Source organism: Candidatus Frankia nodulisporulans, from assembly GCF_902806475.1.
GTDB classification, from domain to species: domain Bacteria; phylum Actinomycetota; class Actinomycetes; order Frankiales; family Frankiaceae; genus Frankia; species Frankia umida.
Genome location: NZ_CADCWS010000522.1, coordinates 1 through 742 on the forward strand (window position 1 = coordinate 1; position 742 = coordinate 742).

Sequence of the window (742 nt, forward strand, 5' to 3'; positions counted from 1 at the left end):
TTGGTGGGCCTGCATGCTGCCGGCCTGTGGCTGGGCCGCCGCCACGCTGTCGCCGCGGCCGCGCTGGAGGAGTCGGTGTCCGTCGAGGAGCGCCAGCTCCTTGACCGGCTGCACCCCGAGTACTGGACGGCTCATGCCGCCGATCGGGGCCTGGCGGGCACGCTCACCACCCCACCGGCCATCGGCCCGGGGGGCATCCGCTGCGAGGTGCGTCTGGACGGCGTCTGGACCGTCAAGGCCCTGGCCGGCAAGGCCGACAGTGTCCGGGCGTTGCTCGGGGCGCGGACTGCGTTGCGGCTGCGGATCACCGGTGGGGTGCGGGGTGGCTGGGCGGTTCTCACCCTGGCCACTCGCCAGGCCACCGACGGTGTGTCGTCCTCGTGGACGGCGTCGCGGATCCCTGCGGACCCCGCCGCGATGTCGGTGGGGGTGGACACCGAGACCGGTGAGGAGGTGCTGGTGGCGTTCGACGAACGGATGCTGATCTCCGGGGCGTCCGGGTCGGGAAAGTCCTGGTCAACCCGGCCGCTGATGGCCACCGCCCACCTACGCGGCGACCTGGTGTTCCTCGACGGCAAGGGCGAGGAAGCCACTCTCTGGGACGGCATCTGCCGATGCGCGGTCACCACCGGCGAGATCAACCTGCTGATCGATGAGGTCCACGCGGAGATGACCCGCCGGGCCGCCGAGCTGAAGCGCCGCCGGCTGAGCCGGTGGGACGGCCCGCAGCTCACCGTCGTCG

At 72.5% G+C, this 742-nt stretch carries 1 protein-coding gene; it reads left to right on the top strand.

The features are described from left to right. Positions 1 to 742 (top strand): hypothetical protein (locus G6R24_RS21235; RefSeq protein WP_225438899.1); only part of this gene is annotated, 742 nt, incomplete at both ends.